The 16,252-nt window shown below is 69.6% G+C and carries 14 protein-coding genes; 4 read left to right on the top strand and 10 right to left on the bottom strand.

Translation table 11 applies throughout. The features are described from left to right. Position 1: 1 nt before the first annotated feature. The 3 genes from AB8619_RS18620 to AB8619_RS18610 are packed head-to-tail and all read right to left on the bottom strand — an operon-like array spanning position 2 to position 3,550. A complete protein-coding gene (locus AB8619_RS18620) occupies positions 2 to 520 on the bottom strand; it encodes a DUF1353 domain-containing protein (protein ID WP_436794122.1) in 519 nt (172 codons plus the stop codon). 7 nt (positions 521 to 527) lie between these two features. Then, on the bottom strand, positions 528 to 1,919 hold the full coding sequence (locus AB8619_RS18615; protein WP_436794121.1) for a wax ester/triacylglycerol synthase domain-containing protein: 1,392 nt from the start codon (positions 1,917 to 1,919) through the stop codon (positions 528 to 530). 44 nt (positions 1,920 to 1,963) lie between these two features. Further along, positions 1,964 to 3,550: an outer membrane protein assembly factor BamB family protein gene (locus AB8619_RS18610; protein ID WP_436794120.1), complete on the bottom strand. Its 1,587-nt coding sequence runs from the start codon at positions 3,548 to 3,550 to the stop codon at positions 1,964 to 1,966. Between the two features lie 33 nt (positions 3,551 to 3,583). Between AB8619_RS18610 and AB8619_RS18605 the strand changes: the two genes are divergently transcribed. The 4 genes from AB8619_RS18605 to AB8619_RS18590 are packed head-to-tail and all read left to right on the top strand — an operon-like array spanning position 3,584 to position 7,349. Continuing rightward, positions 3,584 to 4,024: a PaaI family thioesterase gene (locus tag AB8619_RS18605; RefSeq protein ID WP_436794119.1), complete on the top strand. Its 441-nt coding sequence runs from the start codon at positions 3,584 to 3,586 to the stop codon at positions 4,022 to 4,024. 53 nt (positions 4,025 to 4,077) lie between these two features. Beyond that, positions 4,078 to 5,364, top strand: a complete 1,287-nt coding sequence (locus tag AB8619_RS18600; protein WP_436794118.1) for a magnesium transporter MgtE N-terminal domain-containing protein — start codon at positions 4,078 to 4,080, stop codon at positions 5,362 to 5,364. A gap of 12 nt (positions 5,365 to 5,376) precedes the next feature. Then, positions 5,377 to 5,877 carry a DUF1003 domain-containing protein gene (locus AB8619_RS18595; RefSeq protein ID WP_436794117.1) on the top strand — a complete coding sequence of 167 codons (501 nt, stop codon included), beginning with the start codon at positions 5,377 to 5,379 and terminating at the stop codon, positions 5,875 to 5,877. Further along, a complete protein-coding gene (locus AB8619_RS18590) occupies positions 5,874 to 7,349 on the top strand; it encodes an alpha/beta hydrolase (protein ID WP_436794116.1) in 1,476 nt (491 codons plus the stop codon). The genes AB8619_RS18595 and AB8619_RS18590 overlap by 4 nt, the downstream gene beginning before the upstream one ends. A 2-nt stretch (positions 7,350 to 7,351) precedes the next feature. Here AB8619_RS18590 and AB8619_RS18585 read toward each other — a convergent pair whose 3' ends face one another. The 7 genes from AB8619_RS18585 to AB8619_RS18555 all read right to left on the bottom strand — a co-directional run bounded on the left by AB8619_RS18585 (position 7,352) and on the right by AB8619_RS18555 (position 16,249). Then, positions 7,352 to 8,248, bottom strand: coding sequence for a GGDEF domain-containing protein (locus AB8619_RS18585; RefSeq protein ID WP_436794115.1), 897 nt, complete (start codon positions 8,246 to 8,248; stop codon positions 7,352 to 7,354). 73 nt (positions 8,249 to 8,321) lie between these two features. Beyond that, positions 8,322 to 9,518 (bottom strand): RNA polymerase sigma factor, encoded by a 1,197-nt coding sequence (locus tag AB8619_RS18580; RefSeq protein ID WP_436794114.1) that lies wholly within the window; start codon positions 9,516 to 9,518, stop codon positions 8,322 to 8,324. Beyond that, entirely contained in the window at positions 9,515 to 11,638 is a 2,124-nt protein-coding gene (locus tag AB8619_RS18575; RefSeq protein WP_436794113.1) for a serine/threonine protein kinase, read from the bottom strand. The genes AB8619_RS18580 and AB8619_RS18575 overlap by 4 nt, the downstream gene beginning before the upstream one ends. 29 nt (positions 11,639 to 11,667) lie before the next feature. After that, on the bottom strand, positions 11,668 to 13,251 hold the full coding sequence (locus AB8619_RS18570) for a peptide chain release factor 3 (RefSeq protein ID WP_436794112.1): 1,584 nt from the start codon (positions 13,249 to 13,251) through the stop codon (positions 11,668 to 11,670). 62 nt (positions 13,252 to 13,313) lie between these two features. Next, the gene (locus tag AB8619_RS18565) at positions 13,314 to 14,117 is read right to left on the bottom strand and encodes an ABC transporter permease (protein WP_436794111.1); all 804 of its coding nucleotides are present in this window, start codon (positions 14,115 to 14,117) and stop codon (positions 13,314 to 13,316) included. After that, positions 14,114 to 15,133: an ATP-binding cassette domain-containing protein gene (locus AB8619_RS18560; RefSeq protein ID WP_436794110.1), complete on the bottom strand. Its 1,020-nt coding sequence runs from the start codon at positions 15,131 to 15,133 to the stop codon at positions 14,114 to 14,116. The genes AB8619_RS18565 and AB8619_RS18560 overlap by 4 nt, the downstream gene beginning before the upstream one ends. 153 nt (positions 15,134 to 15,286) lie before the next feature. Further along, positions 15,287 to 16,249 carry a helix-turn-helix transcriptional regulator gene (locus tag AB8619_RS18555; RefSeq protein WP_436794109.1) on the bottom strand — a complete coding sequence of 321 codons (963 nt, stop codon included), beginning with the start codon at positions 16,247 to 16,249 and terminating at the stop codon, positions 15,287 to 15,289. Positions 16,250 to 16,252 lie beyond the last annotated feature (3 nt).

Here is a 16,252-nt window from a genome sequence, read left to right as displayed (position 1 = left end):
GTCAGGGATCGATCTCGGCGCGGACGCTCCGCAGGGACGGCGCCTCGTCACGGTGAGAACAGAGCATGGCGACCGCGGCATCGCCGGCCGGGAGGCCGAGGTCGACGGGATCCTCGATCTTCCACCCGGGGTGTTCGGCCGACCGACGAGCGTTGGCCCGCCACGCCAGGCCGCCGAAGGCCCGCACGGCCAGGTACATGAGCCGGGCCTTCACGGGGTTGGTGCCGAGCACCGTCATGGCCTCGAGGAAGACCCGGTCGTACGCCCGGCGCGAACGGGTCTGGAGGTAGTACCCGGCGTCGTGGACCACCGCGGCATGGCCGTGACGACCCCACGGAGCGACGAACCACCAGACCGGGCGGGGCACGCTGGCGAAGTCGGTCGCCATCCACTGGGGCACGTGGATCTCGTCGCCGGACCCCTCGTTGCCGATCTCGTAGCGGAAGTCGTCGGTGACGATGAGCCACGTCCGGCCGTCGCTCATCGGCGTGACGAGCAGCGGGGCGGTGAAGCGGCTCACGACGAACTCACGTCCCGAGCTCGATGAGCTCTCGGTAGGCGGCCTCGATGTGGTCGCGCAGCTCTTCGGGTTCGTCGACGGCGCCGGCGTCGACGACGAGGCCCATGTCGAGCATTCCGGCGTACGACATCATCGACAGGTTGAACGCCGTCGCTGCGATCGGGCCCATGGGGTAGAGCGCCTCGACCTTGGCACCGGCGATGTAGACCTCGAACGGCGCACCGCGGACGTTGGAGACCGTGAAGTCGACCGACGACGCGGCGTCCTTGGCGAACTTCGCCAACACCGAGGTGGGCAGCAGGTTGATGACCATCGACAGGCTGCCGAGGATGTCGACCGACGTCCCCGCCTTCGCGTCGGCCAGACCGTCGCGCACGACCTCGAACGCCGCGGCGGCGCCGGTGGGAGCGTCGAGTTCGTTGGTCGTGATCGAGAACTGGTTACCTCCGGCCGACCCGTCCTTGCGGGTGCTGACTGGCATCGCCACCCGCAGCTTGTGCGGCGCCGATTCGCGGGCCTCGTGGTAGGCCACGGACCCGGCGAGCGCACCAGCGACGAAGAAGTCGTTGATCGTCCCTCCGAGTCCCTTGCCGGCCTTCTTCGCATCGTCGAAGGGAATCTGGATCGTGCCGTACCACCGCTTGAGCGAACGCGTCTTCCACAGGGGCGAACCCACGGCCTCGGACGGATCACCGGCCGGGGCGAGGGTCTTCGCGACCTCGCCGACCACTGCGCCCACGCCGGCTGCGGTACCGAACGGATTGAGCACCACCGACTTCACGACCCGCTGCGTCACCCCGCCGACCCGACGGACGTTGTGACCGAGTGCCTCGCGCGCCGACTCGCCGAAGTCCTCGCCCACGGGGCGCTGACCGACCTCGATCACCGGGTCGTCATGGCTGGCGTCGCGTTCGAAGTCGGTGAACTTCTCGGCGAGCCGGATGCCCCCCTCGCCGTCCGTGATCGTGTGGTGCATCTTCTGGAAGAGCGCCGCCTTGCCGCCCTCGAGGCCCTCGATGACCACGAACTGCCACAGCGGGCGCGTCCGCTCGAACGGGTCGAGCAACAGGTTGGCCGCCATCTCGTGCAGCTCGGCCGGGCCACCCGGCGACGGGACCGCCATCCGGCGGATGTGATAGTCGAGGTCGAACTCGGGGTCCTCTGCCCACATCGGGGGGGAGAGTCGACCGACACTCGGGACCACACGCTGACGCAGGCGGGCGATGTCGGCCACTGCCACCGCCAGGCGCGACCGCAGCCGCTCGATCGAAGGGACCGTGTCGAGGATGGTGATGCTCGCGAACCACGACGACAGCGCAGGATCCTTCTCGAGGTTCCACATGAGCGCCTCGTTGTCGCTCATGTGCCGCTCGAAGCTCATCTCGCGCTCTCGTGCCATGTCGGGAGCGTAGGTCCCGGCCTGCAGTCCCCGCTCCGGGGAGATCACCCGTCGGCGGCGTCGGAGGTGGTGGTCTCTGCGGCAGCGGCCTTCGGGGCGACGAGGGAGTACAGCGCCCCGGACCGGGTGCCCACCAGGATCCGTCCGCCCCAGACCGCGGGTGTGGCCTCGATGCAGCCACCGAGCTCCTTGTCCCAGAGGCTCGGCGGGTCCTCGCCGGGGGTCGACACGTCGAAGGCGTGGAACACGCCGCTGCAGTCACCGATCAACAAGACGTCGTCGACCACCACCGGCGACCCCCACAGCGGTCCGGGCAGCGACTTCGACCACAGCTCGCGTCCCGTCATCCGGTCGATGCCCAGCAGCCGGCCGCCGTTGGTCGCGGCATAGATCACGTCGCCGTGGATGGCGGGCGTCGCCCACATGCCGCCGGGTCGGGTGCGGTTGTCGGAGAACGACCACACCAAGGGGTCCTCGCCCTCGGCCACGGTGGGATCGAGCTTCATGAGCTGCCCCACGACGTCGGACCGGGCCGCAGTGCCGGCGCGCTCGTACTCGCTGGCCACGTAGAGCATGCCGTCGACGTCGGCCACGACCGAGGCGTCGGTGTCGTCACCGGTCCAGAACCGGAAGGTGCGGGTCGGCTCCGTGCCGCCCCCCTCCGAGAGCCCCTCCAGGCCGGCGATGTCGTAGCCCTGGATCAGACCACCGGAGTTGGCGAAGTAGACGGTGTCGGCGACGACCGTCGGCGACGACTCGACCGAGACGGTCTCGTCGCCGATGGCGTCGAGCAACTCCGGGTCCCAGGCGGCGACGTCGAAGACGATCTCGGGAGCGACCGACACGTTGCCCGCGGCGTCGTAGCCACGGTTGAGCTTGACGATGACGAACCGACTGTTCTCGCCGCCGACGAAGAGGTGATCGTCGATGATCATCCCCGACGAGTCCCAGTCGTCGTTCCACTTGACGGGCGAGAAGTCGTCGGCGTGCATCGACCAGAGCTCGACCGGCTCCGTGCCGTCGACCGACAGGACCCGGTACCGGTTGTCGCGCGACCCGGAGTAGACGAGCGGGAACCCGTCGGGATCGATGGTGACCGTCCCCTTGATGATGTCGCCCGTCGGGAAGTCCGGGAGGATCCGCTCGCCGGTGTCGGCGTCGATGAAGTGGACGGCACCGTCGTAGGCGCCGAAGACGGCCCACGTCCGGCCGTCGCGCTCGAAGATCGTCGGCTGGCCCGTCCAGCCCATGCCGCACCAGACCTTGGTCGTCCCGAGGTTGGTCGACTCGCTGCACATCCCGCCCTCACGCGGGAACCGGAACCCCACCTCGGGTTCGGTCTTGGGCACCGGGCCGGAGCCGTAGAAGCTGCGGGTCGGGTTGCCGCGGAAGGTGAGGAGGCCCTCGACCGTGGCACCGGGCCACGGCTTCCCCGACTTCGACGGGTCGGACCAGCCCTCGTACGGCGGCTCGGTGGTCGTGGTGGTGGTGTCGGCCACGACATCGACTCGGGCGCCCGAGCCACCGCTGGACGCGAGATCGTCGGTGCCACGGTCGTCGATCCACCAGGTGACCGCGATCACCAGCAACCCCACCAGCGCGATCGGTAGCAGCGGGAGGCGGCGAGGCACGGCAGGAGTGTACGGGGGGCGTACCGTCGTGAAATGCGCGCTGACCAGTTCGAGACCCTGCCCGAAGACAAGCTCGCCCCGTGGAGGAACTTCGCGAACTGGCCTGGCCGGACGTACTTCCCCTCGCTGGTGGGGCTCCAGGTCGAGGAGATGCGGCGCGACTACTGCCGGATGCGGCTCCCGTACCGGACCGAACTCGACCAGCCTGCGGGTGTCGTCCACGGCGGCGCGCTGGCGACCTTGATGGACACCGTCGTCGTTCCCGCCATCGGCACGGCGTACGGACCCGAGGTCCAGTTCGTCACCGTGAACATGAACATCAACTACGTCGGCGCCGTCACCCAGGCCGACACCATCGCCGAAGGGTGGGTGACGCGGCGCGGGCGGACCATGGCCTACTGCCGGGCCGAGGCGACGAGCAACGGCAAGCTCGTGATGGAGGGCTCGCTGGTCTACGCCATCCGTCAGTCGTGACCGGGTCCGCGAGACACGCGTGACGACTCGGGGGTCGGCCGTAGACTTCGCCCGTGCCGGAGACGACCGCGAGCGAGACACAGACTGATCTGCGGCCCGATCTGCGCTACGTGTCGCGCGTCGCGCGGCTCTCGCTGGTCGACGGTGACGGAGCGACGATCGGCCAGGTGAGCGACGTCGTCGTCGGGCCGGCCGGACGGTCGGCACCGAAGGTGCTCGGCTTCGTCACCTCGGTGCAGCGCCGCCAGATCTTCGTCAACGCCAACCGCATCGGCGACATCGACGCCACCGGTGTCCGCATGCGTCTGGGCACCATCGACGTCCGCCCGTTCCGGAAGCGCCAGGGCGAACTGCTCGCCCTCGGCGACATCGTCGGATCCCCGGTCGACGACCTCTACGTGATCGACGTCGGCATCGCCCCGACCGACACGTTCAGCGCCACGTGGCAGCTCACGACGCTGGCGCTCGGTGGCCGCGGGCCCCTCGCCCGACGCCGCAACCCGACCATCGTTCCCTGGACTGCGGCGCCGGCGCTCTTCGACGTCGGCGCCGACGCCGAAGAGGTCGCCCAACTCCGTGAGATGCGGCCCGCCGACGTCGCCAACCGGATCCGCGCCCTGCCCCACGAGAAGCGCCAACGGCTCGCCGAGATCATGGAGGACGACCGCCTCGCCGACCTGCTCGAGGAGTTGCCCGAGGACGAGCAGATCCGGATCATCGAAGGCCTCGACCTCGAGCGGGCCGCCGACGTCCTCGAGGCGATGGACCCCGACGACGCCGCCGACCTCCTGGGCGAGTTGCCGGCCGACGAGCGGGCCCGCCTGCTCGGCGCCATGGAGCCCGACGAGGCCACCCCGGTGCGGCGACTGCTGACCTACGAGTCGGCCACCGCCGGTGGTCTCATGACGCCCGAGCCGGTGATCATGCCGCCCGAGTCGACCGTCGCCGAAGCCCTGGCACTGCTGCGGGTCAAGGCGCTTCCGGTGGCGTTGGCTGCGCAGGTCTTCGTGGTCAACCCGCCGACGTCGGTTCCCACCGGCCGGTACCTGGGTGCGATCGGGATCCAGCGTCTCCTGCGCCATCCGCCGTCGATGCTGCTCGGCGACCTCGTGCCCGATCGGCCCGAGTACCTCACCCCCGACGTCGAGAAGATCGACGTGGCCGGTCGTCTCGCGGCGTACGACATGGTGTCGGTCGCCGTGTGCGACAGCGCTCGGCGACTCATCGGCGCGGTCACCATCGACGACGTGATGGACCACATGCTCCCCAAGGGATGGCGCCGCCGCCTCCAGCTCCGCGTCCAGGCCGACGCCGCCCGCGGGCGGGGTCCGGAGGCCTGAACCATGGGGTTGTTGCGACGCTCCGACGACCTGACGCGCCCCGCTCGCGGTGGCGTGATCGGCATCCACTTCGACCCCGACGCGTTCGGGCGCTTCTCCGAGGCGATCGCCCGCTTCCTCGGCACCGGACGGTTCCTGATGGGGCAGACCATCGCCGTCTGCTTGTGGATCACGTTCAACGTGGTCGCGCTCGCCCGCTTCCGATGGGACCCGTACCCCTTCATCCTCCTGAACCTGGCGTTCTCGACCCAGGCCGCCTACGCCGCGCCGCTGATCCTCCTCGCACAGAACCGACAGGACGAACGCGACCGCGAACAGGCCGAGCAGGACCGAGAGGTCAACGCGAGGACCCAGGCCGAAGCCGAGTTCCTGGCCCGCGAACTGGCGTCGGTGCGCTTGACCCTCGCCGACGTGGCCACCATCGAGGAACTCAACGACGCCGTCGCCACCCTGGCCGAGGCCATGGCCCGCATCGAGACCAAGCTCGACCAGGGGCCAGACTCTTCGTCGTGAACCAGCGCCGCTCGATCAGGATCGCCCTCGTCACGCTCTCGTTGCTCGTCGCAGCATGTGGGAGCGACGCGGCGCCCGAGCGAGCGGCTACGACGTCGACCACCACGACCTCGTCGACCGTCCCCGCGCCCACCCCGTCGACGGAACCCGCCCCGACGCCACCCGATGTCGACTGGTCGGACTGCGGAGGCGGCGAGTGCGCCACGGTCGTCGTGCCGCTCGACCACGACGACCCCGAGGGCGAGACCATCTCGCTGTTCGTGAAACGCCTCCCCGCCACCGGTGATCGCATCGGCGGACTGTTCTTCAACTTCGGTGGGCCAGGCGCCGGTGCCGCCGACCTCATCACCCAGTTCCCCATCCCCGACTCGATCCGTCAACGGTTCGACATCATCGGCATGGACCCGCGCGGTGTGGGGCAGTCGACCCCACTCGACTGCGGGCTCGACCCCGCGACCCTGTACTCGGCCGACCCCACCATCGAGGACGAGACCGACGCCGCGGCCCTCATCGACATCTCGACCCGGTACGCGAACGACTGCGAGGCGGCCAAGGGGGCGATGCTCCCCCACCTCGGGACCAAGAACGTGGCCCGCGACATGGACCTGATCCGAGCAGGCATGGGCGACGACCGGCTGTCCTACGTCGGCTACAGCTACGGGACTTCGATCGGCCAGGCCTACGCCGAGCTGTTCCCCGACCGTGTCCGAGCGATGATCATCGACGGCCTCGTCGACCCCGAGCCGGCGGGCATCGACAGTGCCATCGACCAGGCCAAGGGCTTCGAGACCGCACTGGCCAACTGGGCGGCGGCGTGCCCGTCCCGGTCGAACTGCCGTCTCGACGACCCGCTCGACGTGGTCGACGAGGTGCTGGCACTCGCCGAGGAGGGCGTCGAGTCGTCGAACGGTGCCAGGGTCCTCGGCCCGGGCGAGGCAGCCATCGCACTCGCCTATCCGCTCTACAACCAGACGCTGTGGCCATCGCTCGACCGGGCACTCGCCGATGCGCTCGCTGGTGACGGGGCCGGCATGGTCGCCCTCGCCGACAGCTACGCCGGGCTGGCCGACTTCTCGATCTACTTCGCGGTGTCGTGTCTCGACTCGGCGTGGCCGGACTCGACCGACGTGTTCTTGTCACGCGCGGCAGCGGCCGAGGCCGACGCTCCCCGCTTCGGCGAGGCGATCGTCAACGACTACATCCGCTGCGCCGTGTGGCCCGTCGAACCCGACCCGGTCGGCGGCGTCACCGCAGACGGCGCACCGCCGATCCTCGTCGTGTCGACCACCGGCGATCCGGCGACGCCGTACGAGAACGGTGTCACCGTCGCCGAGCGCCTGACCTCCGGCGTGCTGCTGACCTACGAGGGCGAAGGACACACCATCACGTTCCAGGGCAGCTCCTGCGTCGACACCATCGCCGTCGACTACCTCGTCGACCTCGAGCCACCGGCGCACGACTCCCGCTGCTGACCTCAGCCGTCGAGCACGACCTGGTCGCGTCCGCCGTTCTTGGCGTCGAGCAGCGCGTGGTCGGCGCGGTGCAGCAGACCGGCGACCCCGTCCTCGGCGCTGAGCGCACCGCCGACACTCACCGTGACCGCCAGCACCTCGTCGTCGACCTGACCGCGGAGCCGTACCGACTCGACCACTCGCTCGGCGACGTCGCCCAGATCGGCGGAACCCTGCACGTCGTACAACAGCGCCACGAACTCGTCACCCCCGAAGCGGGCCACGATGTCGCCGTCGCGGACCGCGCCCTGGATGATCTCGCAGACCGACACCAGCGATCGGTCTCCCACGTGATGACCGAACTGGTCGTTCACCAGCTTGAAGTAGTCGACATCGACGAACAGGACGCCGATGGGCCGCCGACGGCGACGGTCGGTCAACGCGGCCTCGACCCGTTCGAGGAACTCACCGCGACTCATCGCGCCGGTCAACGTGTCGTGGGCCAACTGGTGTGACAGGTCACGCTCACGTTGGACCTGGGCGGTCGAGTCTCGGATCGTCACGACGAAGCCCTCGATGGCCTCGCTGTGGCGGAGGTCGCGGAGGACGACGTCCAACACCCGGACGACACCATGTTCGGCACGAGCCAGGAGGCGTGCGCGAGTGAGGCCCGCTCTCTCGGCCACCAGCCCTTCGATGGTCTCGCGTGCCGACTCCTCGTCGTCGGGATGGAACATCGTGGCGAAGGCGCGGACCGCCAGTTGTTCGAGCGACCAACCCAGCAGATCCGCGGCAGCAGGATTGGCGTAGCGGACCGAGCCGTTGCGATCGAGCGCCACGTACCCGTCCGGCGACGCGGCCAGCAGGGCGCGGGGCCACGAGGCGGTGTTCGTGTCGTGCACGGACGGAGTTCCGGTCATCGCGAGTTGGGACGCACGACGCCCTCCCGCATGCCGTCGATCTGGGCGATTTGATCCGTTCGACCCATCAGGGTCAGCCGCCGAGGAGCGCCAGATCCGATGGCTCCGACGACCGACACGACAGCGGGAGGCCGGCATCACCGAGCATCTCGAGGAGCTCGCACGCAACGGGCTCGAGCGGGCTGAGGAGCGGGTGGTCGGCGACGACGTCAGAGCCCAGCAGCGCGCTCGGTCGCGGAAGGTGGACGGCGGGTCGGAGTTCGTCGTCGTCTGGGGACGACGCCTCCGGCTGCTGGTCCGCGTCCTCGACCACGACCTGCGGTCCCGGAGTGGCGGAGGGCTGCGGTGACGGTGGCGGAGCGGAGGCATCGGGCGGTGTCTCCGCCGGCGCATCGAGGTCCGTCCGGTCGGCCGGAGCGTCGGCCGACGGCGCGGCCTCGCCGACGGGAGTAGGCGACTCGGTCGGCGGGGCGGCCACCCCCGATGCGGCATCCGGTCGGACGTCGTCTGCGTCGGCCCCTCCCGTGAGGATCAGCGCACCGACCACCGCCGTCGCAGCTGCGGCAGCCCCCAGCTCGCGCTTGCGACGCTTGAGGGTCGGAGCGACGAGCGCGGCCACCCCGAGCCAGATGCCGCCACCACGACGCAGGAGCGGTGCGAGTTCGGCACAGGTCGCGCAGTGTGCGAGGTGGTCTTCGACGTCGAGACGCGCCCGACGGCGGGAGTCGGCGGACGACACGGCGTCGAGCACCGGTCGGCACGCATCCGTGGGGAGGTCGACGCGCCGGTGTGCGAGCAGGAATCCGACCCGGAGGTGTGCGCGGGTCCTGGCCAACGACGATGCCATCGCGCCCGGCGACGACGTCGGCCCGGCCAATTCTGCGGTCGTGACGCCCGAGAGCTCGTGGGCGAGGAGCGCATCGCGGCGATCGGCGGGGAGTTGCGCCAGCGCACCGTGCAACGCATCGGACATCTCGGCATCGACCGCGACGTCGTCGGGCCGCTCGGGCTCACGGAGGTCGATCAGGTGCGGGAGCTTGACGTCAGCAGTGGCGGTGCGACGCCATTGGTCACGCATGACGTTCAGCGCGACCGTCGCCACGAACGACTCGAGGTCGTCGGGTCCGACGTCGTCCCAGGCCGCGATCACGCGCGCCAGCGTCTCCTGCGTCAGGTCCTCCGCATCGACGGGGTCCGAGATCCGAGCGCGCACCACCCGGTCGACCACGAGACGAGCGGTGGAGAGCTCGCGATCCGTCGGTCGGCTCACGGTCGGTGTCCGCCGTCTCGCCACCAGCGCAACAGGTCGATCATCGAGTCGCCCGCCCCGCGATCGGAGACGGCGATCGAGCCGATGCGCGAGCCGTCCCGCGTCCAGAAGACGGCGTTGAGTCCGTTGGTGTTGACGAAGCACAGCACGGTGCCGTTGGAACCGTCGATGTCGTAGTCCAGGTACGCCGCGTCCGGAGGGGGGCCGGCGATCGGGGCCGCCTCACCGCTGTCGGCGGGTTCGTCCTCGTCCGGGACCTCGGTCGTCTCCTCCAGAGAGTCGACCTGTCCGAAGCCCTGCGGCGAACAGCCATCGTCGGTGGTGTCGAAGTTGTTCGAGTCGAGCGACGCCCGCTGGGAGTCGATCCAGTCGTCCATCGGATCGTCGTCCGCGAAGAGGACCCAGGAGATCACCGTCGGACTGGCGTCGGGCGGCTTGCACGCCGCCGCGACCTCGCCGCCGGCGTCGATCGCCAAGGTCAGGTCCCGGGCGCAGTCGACGAGGAACTCCTGCGGGAGTGCGTCGAGCAACATCTGCTCCTCGGGCAACGGGAACGTCCCGTCGGTGCGCTCGGCGAGCTCCTCCCACGCATCCTCGTACTCGGCGAAGCGTCCGCCACCGCTCGCGACCAGGACCACGGGCGCGTCGTCGCGCGTCCAGACGAACTCGACCAGACCTCCGGTCTCGATGCAGGCGACCTCGCCTCCGTGACCATCGGCCGCGTAGTCGTGGCGACCCATGCGGCCGAGCGCGCATTCGGCGTCGTCACGGTCCGAGACACCGAGGTCGTCGACGAACTGGGCGAAGCGGGCGTCACGGTCGGCCGTCGACGCATGCAGTTCGAGGGCCAGCGACTCGGGCACGCCGTCGAGGGGGCACAGGAACACGATGGGCACGTCGACGGCGTCACTCTGCGGTTCGACACAGGTGTCGACCGCTGACGGGACCAGCGCCCGGAGCGAGTCGACCGTCACTTCGAACGCGTCCTCGTCGGGCGTGGTCGAGGACGTCGAGGGTGCCGTGTCACTGCTGAGCTCGGCATCGGTGTTGATCGCGCGGAGCACCAGTGCGCCGACGACCAACGTCGCGACGACCAGGAGCGCACCGATCACGACAGGGAGTCGCGATCGTCGACGCTCCTCCTCGTAGATCCCGAACGCTGCGCCGTCGAGCGGCGCATCGCCGCGTCGGATCGGTGGCGCCGTGACGGCCACGGGTGCGGTGAGCGGTGCGCTGACCGCCGTCGGTTCGTCGAACACGGAGCGTCCACCGACGACGTCGGGTTCGGCGGCTTCCGGTTCGACGGCGAGGATCGCCGCGGTCGGTTCGTGGGAGCCCGCCGTGTCGGTGCGGACGAGGGCGACGGCCTCGGCGAGGTGGCGTGTCGACGGGTGACGCTCGGCCGGGTCCTTGGCCATCGCCCGGGCGACGATCTCGTCGAGCTCCGATGACAGGTCCGGCCGCAGCGCGGTCACCCGCGGCGGTGGCGACCCGAGGTGGTGCGACGCCACCTGCTCCGGCGTCTCGGCCGGGAAGGGCACACGGCCGGTCAGACACTCGAACAGCGTGCAACCGAGTGCGTAGACGTCGCTGGCCGGGGTCAGCACCTCGCCACGGACGAGCTCGGGCGATGCATCGTGCACCGAGGCCTCGGGGGCGCCGAAGCCGGTCAGGTACACCTCGTCGCCATCGCCACACAGCACGTTCGCCGGTTCGACCCCGCGGTGGACCACACCGGCGCGGTGCGCTCGATCGAGGGCCCCGCCGAGCTGCCCCATGACCGACCGGACACGGTCGAGGGTCAGCGGCGACGTGTGGATCTCCTGCGCCAGGTCCCCGCCCCCGATGTGCCCCATGACGAGGTACGCCATCCCGTCGAGTTCGGCCACACGATGGATCGGCACGATGCCGGGGTGCGCGAGATCGGCGGCCAGACGGGACTCGCGCACGAAGCGGGCGGTCGCCGCCGGATCGGTCCCGGCCGGGACGACCTTGAGCGCGACACGTCGATCGACGCCGACTTCCCAGGCCGAGAACACCTGGGCGAAACCACCAGACCCGATCTGCTCCTCGATTCGGAAGCCGGCCCACTCGGCTCCGGGCACAGGCATTCCGGGCATCCCCGGAGGCTACCGACTGCTCCGGTGACTCAGCCCGCCATGCCCTCGGCCACGAGGGCGTCGAGCGTCCAGTCGGGATTGTCGGATTCGATGCGCTGCAACCAGTACGTCGACTCGAACAGGGCGAGCAGTGCGCCGTCGGACCGTTCGAGAACCCGGACGCCGGTCATGCCCTTGAGATGCTGCATGGTCTCCTCGTCGGTGCGCCGAGCGATGGAGTAGCGGGTCATCGACAGCTCGGCGGGCGAACCGAACTCGTCTGCGAGGCGGGCCGAAGCGACCTCGAACTGCATCTGACCCACTGCCGCCAGCATCGGTTCCTGGTCGCCGAGGTCTCGGTCACGAAGGACCTGGACGACGCCTTCCTCGTCGAGCTGGGCGATGCCCTTGCGGAACTGCTTGAAGCGGCCGACGTCCTTGGGACGGGCGACGGCGAAGAGCTCGGGGGCGAACGCCGGGATCCCCGGGAAGGTGACCGGCTCGTCGAGCCACAACGTGTCGCCGACACGGACCTCGGTGGCGTTCACGAGACCGACCACGTCGCCGGGGTAGGCCTGTTCGAGTGTCTCGCGCTCCGCGCCGAAGACCGAGTGGGCGTACTTGGTCGAGAACGGCTTGCGACTGCGGTCGTGGGTGACGACCATCCCGCGCTCGAACTCGCCGGAACACACGCGCACGAACGCGATGCGGTCGCGGTGGCTCTTGTCCATGTTGGCCTGCACCTTGAACACGAACCCGGAGAACGGATCGTCGAGCGCACGCTCGGCGCCGTCGACGTCGGGGCGAGGACGCGGCGAGGGAGCGAGGTCGACCACCGCGTCGAGCAGCAGACGAACCCCGTAGTTGGTGAGGGCCGAGCCGAAGAAGACCGGGGTCGCATCGGCCGACAGGAAGAAGTCGCGGTCGAGGTCGGAGCCCGACGCCTCGAGCAGCTCGATCTCCTCGATGGCGTTCACGTAGCTCTCGCCGTCGCGTTCCTCGGCCTCCTCCGCTCCGAGGACCTCTTCGCCGGCCTCGGTCGCGCCGTGGGCCGATCGGCTGAAGCGGATGTAGTCGCCGGAGCGTCGGTCGAGCAGGCCACGGAAGTCACCGGCGATGCCCACCGGCCAGGTGACCGGCATGGCCGCGAGGTCGAGGGTCTTCTCGATCTCGTCGGTGAGCTCGAGCGCCTCCTTGCCCGGGCGGTCCCACTTGTTGATGAAGGTCAGGAGCGGGATCCGGCGTTCGCGACAGACCTCGAACAGCTTCAGGGTCTGGGGCTCGATGCCCGAGCTCGCGTCCAGGACCATGATCGCGGCGTCGGCCGCGGCCAGCACGCGATACGTGTCCTCGGAGAAGTCGCGGTGACCCGGGGTGTCGAGCAGGTTGAGCACCGTGTCGCGGTAGGGGAACTGCAGCACGGTCGACGTGATCGAGATCCCGCGCTGCTGCTCCATCTCCATCCAGTCGGAACGCACGCGCCGACGCTCGCCACGGGCCTTGACCTGACCGGCGTCCTGCACCGCCCCGCCGTACAGCAGGAACTTCTCGGTCAGGGTCGTCTTGCCCGCGTCCGGATGGCTGATGATGGCGAACGTGCGGCGCCGCTCGGCTTCCTCGACGGGTTTGGACACGGGTTCATCGTGGCCGCGACGACCCCACAGCCACCAACTCCGGCCCTACCGGACGCCAGGCACTACTTGGTCGAGGCCTTCTCGTACCGACGCACCGACAGCGGCGCGAACACACCGACGAGGAGCACGACCCAGGCCAGCGTGTAGACGACCGGATGCTGGAGCGGCCATGCGGTCGGTTCGGGCGTCCCCTCCGGGATGTTGCCGAAGAGCTCGCGTGATGCCTGGGTCACGGTCGACACCGGATTCCACTCGGCGAAGGTCTGGAGTGGGCCGGGGAGGCTGTCGGACGTGACGAACGTGTTGGCCACGAAGCTCATCGGGAAGATGACCATGAACGACGCGTTGTTGATCACCTCGGGGCTGGGCACGTACAGCGCCACCAACGCCATCACCCACGAGATCGCGTAGGCGAAGAGGAGGAGCAACACGAGGGCCGCGATCGACTCGAGGATCGAACCGCGGATGCGCCACCCGACCAGCAGGCCGGTGATCACCATGATGGCGAGCGACAGCAGGTTGTAGATCACGTCGGACGCGGTCCGGCCCGCCAGGACGGCCGACCGCGACATGGGCAGCGACTTGAAACGGTCGATGATCCCCTTCTGCATGTCCTCGGCGATCCCGGCACCGGTGAACGTGGCGCCGAACATGACCGTCTGGGCGAAGATGCCGGCCATCAGGAACTCGCGGTAGCTGCTGCCCGGGATGTCGATCGAGCCGCCGAAGACGTAGCTGAACATCAGCACGAACATGATCGGTGAGAGCAGGACGAAAACCAGCACCTCGGGTACCCGGGTGATCTTGATGACGTTGCGCTTGGCGACGACGGCGGCGTCGGCGAAGACGAGCGAGACGGCGGTCATGACGCCACCTCCTCGAGCTCGGACGACGGCGTTCGCCGGTCGTCGGCATCGGCCGACGGTTGGGTCTCGTCGTCGGTGCGGTGTCCGGTGAGGGTGAGGAACACGTCGTCGAGCGTCGGCCGACGGAGGCCGATGTCGGTGACGGCGATCTGGCGCTCCTCGAACGCCCGGACCGCGGTCGCGAGTGTGGCGACACCACCCTGGATCGGCACCTGCAGGGTGCGGGTGGCGGTGTTGACGTCGACGTCGCCCATGCCGACGCCGCCCAGGACCTGGAGGGCGCCGTCGATCGCAGCGGACGAGGCGACCGTGACCTCGATCCGCTCACCGCCGAGCTGGGTCTTGAGCTGGTCCGACGTCCCGCGTGCCAACTCGATGCCACGGTCGATGACGAGGATCTCGTCGGCGAGTTGGTCGGCCTCCTCGAGGTACTGCGTGGTGAGCAGGAGCGTGGCGCCGCGTTCGACCAGCTCGCGGATGACCCCCCACAGCTCGATCCGGCTACGAGGATCGAGCCCGGTGGTCGGCTCGTCGAGGAACAGCACCGGCGGTTCGGCGACGAGGGCGCCGGCCAGGTCGAGTCGGCGGCGCATGCCGCCGGAGTACGTCTTCACCGGACGGTCGCCGGCGTCGACCAGGTCGAATCGTTCGAGCAGCTCGCGGGCCCTCGCTCGCGAACGCTTCCTCCCGAGGCGGTAGAGCCGTCCGATCATGTCGAGGTTCTCGTAGCCGGTGAGGACCTCGTCGACTGCGGCGTACTGGCCCGAGAGCCCGATCCGCTCGCGCACGAGCTGCGGCTCGGTGCGCAGGTCGGCGCCGGCGATGGTGGCCGACCCCTCGTCGGCGACGAGCAGCGTCGTCAGGATCGAGACCGCGGTCGTCTTGCCGGCGCCGTTGGGGCCGAGCAGACCGAGGACCGACCCTTCGGGGACGGTCAGGTCGAGGCCGTCGAGGGCGAGGACGTCGCCGTAGCGCTTCGTGAGGCCGGTGGCCCGGATGGCGATGGGGGATGACATGGGAACTCCAGGGGCTTCTTCGGATTCGGTTCGTTGCAGTGATGACGTGTCCGGCGTCCGGAACTCATCGTCCGGGGACTCGTCGTCTGGGATCTGGCGATTCCGACGGTACGAACAGTTGCGGTCGGATCGTGGCCGCAATCGGTCGGGGGTTCAGGATTTCGCCAGGCGTGCGGCCGTGGTGGCGACGAGCTCCGCCAGGTCGTCACCACCGTCGACCGACACGTCGAAGTGGGTGGCCAACGTGGTCACCTGCGTGAGCAGCCAGCCGAGGGTGTCGGACCGTAGATGGACGCGGCACCGCCCGTCACCCAGATTCTCGATGCCGGTGTCGAGCCAGCGGGCGACGTCGGCCACGGCATCGGGTTCGGCCACGACCGTCACGTCGGCCTCGTGCGCCGTCGGGCTCTGGCGGATCGAGCGACCGACGAAGGCCGCGGCATCCAACCCGTCGGGGAGCGCTCTCTCGTCGAACCGCACGCCCGCCAGCCGTGGCGTCTCCATCCGGTCGAGTCGGAAGGTGCGCCAGTCGTCGCGCCGGACGTCGAACGCGACCAGGTACCAGCGTCGACCGACCGACACGAGTTGGTGCGGTTGGACCAGCCGCGCCGACGCCTCGCCGTCCTTGCGCACGTAGTCGAACCGCACCTCCTCCCGATCGCGACAGGCCTGGGCGAGCGTCCCCAGGGCCTCGGGATCCACCAACGCGTCGGCAGAGGCCCACCGGAGTTCGGCGGTGTTGGCATGCAGCGCGTTCACCCGTCGTCGCAGTCGGTCGGGCAACACGGTCTCGAGCTTGGCCAGCGCCTGGATCGCCGTGTCCTCGATGCCGGCGATGGCCGCTCCGGCGGCGGCACGCAGGCCGACGGCGAGCGCGATCGCCTCGTCGTCGTCGAGGACGAGTGGCGGCATGTGCGGTCCGGCCGCCAACCGATAGCCGCCCGCCACCCCGGGTGTCGCGTCGACCGAGTAGCCGAGCTCGCGGAGTCGGTCGATGTCACGACGAAGCGTCCGGCCACTCACCTCGAGTCGTTCGGACAGCTCACCGCCCGGCCAGAACTTGTGGGTCTGGAGCAGCGAGAGCAGACGCAAGGTCCGCGTCGTCGGGTCGTTCACGAG

It is taken from the genome of Actinospongiicola halichondriae (assembly GCF_049103745.1).
Taxonomy (GTDB): domain Bacteria; phylum Actinomycetota; class Acidimicrobiia; order Acidimicrobiales; family Salinilacustritrichaceae; genus Salinilacustrithrix; species Salinilacustrithrix halichondriae.
Note: the sequence above shows the minus strand (reverse complement) of the source record. Positions and strands in the feature narration are given on the sequence as shown.